The following is a 3,546-nucleotide window of genomic DNA, read 5'->3' on the forward strand; positions in this document are numbered from 1 at the left end:
GCAGCAAGTTCGCTCCCTTCTCGAGCCAGCTGTCGCCGGCAGTGATCGCCATCACCTGCGCCTTGGAGATCATCGGCACGGCTTCGAACTCGAACGTATCGAGGGTCTTTCCCGGCAACAGGCGGGCTTCAGCGAGATGGCGCTCGATGCGGCGTCGATCGCGTTCGGCCAGCTCGTGTTCGGTGATCGCGGCGAGGAAGCGGCCGGCGGGCCAGCCTTCCTTGTCGGCCTGTTCGGCAAACTGCGGCCACATGAGCTTAATGGCGGGCAGCCGCAATTCGTTGAGGAGCAGGCTAAGCCTTGCGGCATCGATGGCGCTATTGGTCTTCATGCCGCGTCTCCGGCCATCTTGAGTTCGGGGCTGGCGCCGATCAGGGTCTCATAGGCGTTCAGCGGGCCAAGGCGCACGACGACGTTCGGCAGCCGGGAGGGATCTGGCGCGAAGCGTTCCCGCAGGGTGGTCATGTCGGGCAACCGTCGTGCCTTGAGCGAGAGGCTTAACTGATCGGCCAGTTCGCTCTCGCAGCAGCGTTCGTGAGCCATGGCAAGGAGCTCGACCATGGTGCGGCAGGCCTGCCGCTCGGGCAAACGATCGATGAGCATGTCGAAGGTTCGTCGGTATGCCTCGCGCGGAAAGAGCCGGTCGCGATAGACGAGATTCAAAAGCGCCATCGGCTTGCGGCGCAGCGAATGGATGACATGGCGGTAGTCGACGACCTGATCGTGCTTGCCGGATCGAGACGCGCGACCGCGGGGCAGTGTTATCAAGGGCGTGCCTCCGATGAAGATGTCCAGCCGATCGTCGAAGAGGCGCACCCTGAGACGATGACCGATCAGCCGCGAGGGCACGGTGTAGAACACCTTGCGCAGCGTGAAGCCGCCCGATGAGGTGACGCGCACGGAGACCTCCTCATAGTCGCATGTGCGCCGGACGGGCAGGTCCTGGAGTTCGGCGCGCTCGATGTCGATGCGCTTGGAATTACGTGCATTGCAGCGGCTGACGATCTCGTCGACGAAGCGGCGGTAGGCGGCGAGATCGTCGAAATCGGTCGATCCCCTCATGAGCAGCGCGTCGTCGAGTGCCCGTTTGAGATGGCCGTGTGGACCTTCGATGGAGCCGTTCTCATGTGCGATGCCGGCATTGTTGCGGGTGGCCGTCATGCCGTAATGGGCGATGAGTTCCTCGTAGCGGCGCGTCACGTCCGCGCGGGCATCCTTGTCCAGATTGCGGAACGCAGCCGACAGACTGTCCGAGCGATGTTCACGAGGAACCCCTCCGAGCGACCAGAGCGCGTTCTGCAGGCCTTCGGCGAGCGCCACGAAGCTCTCGCCGCCGAGCACGACATGGGCATGCTCGAAGCCGGAATAGGCGAGCCGGAAATGGTAAAGGCGGTGGTCGAGCAACGCGCCGGCGATGGTGACGGCAGCGCCGCCCATGTCGGTAAAGTCCGACAGGCCGACCCGGCCGGGTTCGTGCACCTGCCGGAAAATGACCTCCTGCTCCTCGCCGTGAACAGCGCGCCAGGATCGGACGCGGCGCTCGATAGTGCGGCGAATGCCGGCGCCCAGTTCGGGATGGCGCCTCAGCATCTCCTCGAAGATGGCGACCGACCGGATGCCGGATGCGGCCCGCAGCAGAGGCACGATCTCGGTATCGAAAATATCGGCAAGCGGATCGGGCCGCCGACGTTCCCGCGGCGTCTTCTTTTGCGAAGGCAGTCTCGTATCCTTCTCGATGCGATAGGCCGTGGCTGTGCTGATCGACGCCTTCGCCGCCGCGACAGCCGTCGCATGGGTCTTACGGAACTTCATGAAAAGCCTCATCTGGTGATCGGTTACGTGGCGGCCGGGCACAAAGTGATTCCTCCAATCGGAAAAACCACCGGCATACCGGTCGGCCGCGATCCCCAGACGACGCCCCAAAACGAGCGCCGCTGGCGACTTGAAACTCCGGTCGGGCTACGCCCTCCCTGCGTCTCAAGTCGCCAGCATTCTCATCCTGATTGACGCTGCTCTCTCACGTTGATCGCCGCGCCGCAGCCCCAGCTCATACCACTCGGTGGGGAGCAACTTATGTGAGGCAACGGTTGAACATTCAGGGAACATTTTCGACGAGGCAATGCCCAGAGTAAAAAGAATGTCGCCGCTTGAATCTGTCAGGCGGCCGACTTTGTCTCAGTGCGGCCGATGCTGGTTAAGGTGACAACACCATTTTTCCAGCGGTGAAGCATCTCGTATTCCTTTCTCCGTGCGTGAAATCATGTGGTTGAATGCGCGGACATGGGCTACTTCTGCGAAACATAGGGCACCCAGGGAGAGGAACCGGGATGGGAAGAGCAGACCCTCCCTGGCAAACGCCTTAACGGTCTGCGTAGCGACCCAACCCGCGAGAACGTCTCGAAGAAGTGGGTGAACATCTGCCGGATCTGAGCGTCTGGATCGAGGACTACATCGCCAACCTCATTATAGATCAAGCCGGTCGGAAGGGGGCAACGATATTCGCCGCGGCGTGCTTTGTTGAGAAAGCCACCGCGCAACCGAGCCTGCAACTCGGCCCGCCTCGCCAACAACACCAATCGATACGAGGCCGGCCACCGCAGCGCGCCACGCAAGGGCATTGCTTTGCTGCAGGGCTTAGCGGTCTGTCGGCCAATGCGGACGGCGGATGACCGTGCGCTACAGCGGCCCCGACAGTGCATGCCCTTTTACTGCTACATGGCGGACCGCAACCAGACCGGCAGCTCTCTCTATCAGGAGGTTCGGGCGCCCGCAGTAGATGAGTTGGTCGCCCAAACCATCGATCTCATCGGTAAAGCATGCGAAAACAGCGCCCGCCAATCGCACCCGAAAGCACCGAAGCTTGACCTGAAACAAAACCCAGCCCAAACATCAACGAGACCGAGGATCAGACCGAAAAGTGGCCGGAGTGAAATCGGAATGACTGGCCGGCTTCAAATTGGAATCGGTGGCCGGCTTCACGGAACACGCATCGGGCCGCGGTTCGCGGACCCGCAAGACTGGATGTGCCAGCTCATGGGTTGCCGCGCGACGTCCTGGCCAAAGGCTCTGCAACCGATCAAGCCGTGTTTGCCAGCGTCGCCAGGATCCACAACCCGATCAACGAGACGCTGTTCGACAGACCGCAGGATTATGCGCCCCGCTTCACATCGCCCGATCGCGCTCGCCTCCAATGTCAGGGGAACAGCATTTCCAGCCCATCGATGAGCCAGATATATAGATCAACGCCGTTCAGTTTTGCCGAAGTGCCAAGCAAGGATTGCGAAGTTCCCACCCAACGTCATCGAGCCGTACAGCACAGGAATTTGCGACAGGCCCAGATGTCGCCGCCATAGCCGGCTCTTCCGGGATCTCAGTAGCCGGTGCGCGCACATGACAGGCGACCACTCGCCCGTCTGCCATTGGCACCAAAGGTGGCACCTCGATGCGGCACCGCTCCACGGCGAGTGGACAGCGCGGGTGGAACGCGCAGCCCTTTGGCGGGTTGATCGGGCTCGGCACCTCGCCCTCGACGGGCGCCTCCAGCCG

General features: G+C 62.2%; 3 protein-coding genes. All 3 read right to left on the minus strand.

Annotation, left to right across the window (positions count from 1 at the left end):
* The coding region (locus tag EOA38_RS30895; protein ID WP_189435028.1) for an ATP-binding protein at positions 1 to 331 on the minus strand (331 nt) is incomplete at its 3' end.
* Positions 328 to 1,824 (minus strand): IS21 family transposase, encoded by a 1,497-nt coding sequence (gene istA / locus EOA38_RS30900; RefSeq protein ID WP_189435030.1) that lies wholly within the window; start codon positions 1,822 to 1,824, stop codon positions 328 to 330. The genes istA and EOA38_RS30895, both read right to left, overlap by 4 nt.
* Before the next feature lie 1,425 nt (positions 1,825 to 3,249).
* Positions 3,250 to 3,546 (minus strand): oligopeptide/dipeptide ABC transporter ATP-binding protein (locus tag EOA38_RS40615; RefSeq protein WP_348627543.1); only part of this gene is annotated, 297 nt, incomplete at its 5' end.

This window comes from Mesorhizobium sp. M1E.F.Ca.ET.041.01.1.1 (genome assembly GCF_003997355.1).
Classification (GTDB): Bacteria; Pseudomonadota; Alphaproteobacteria; order Rhizobiales; family Rhizobiaceae; genus Mesorhizobium.

Bases quoted from the DNA above. Each gene is read 5' to 3' on its own strand.
- istA (WP_189435030.1), bottom strand. From the start codon at position 1,824: ATGAGGCTTTTCATGAAGTTCCGTAAGACCCATGCGACGGCTGTCGCG.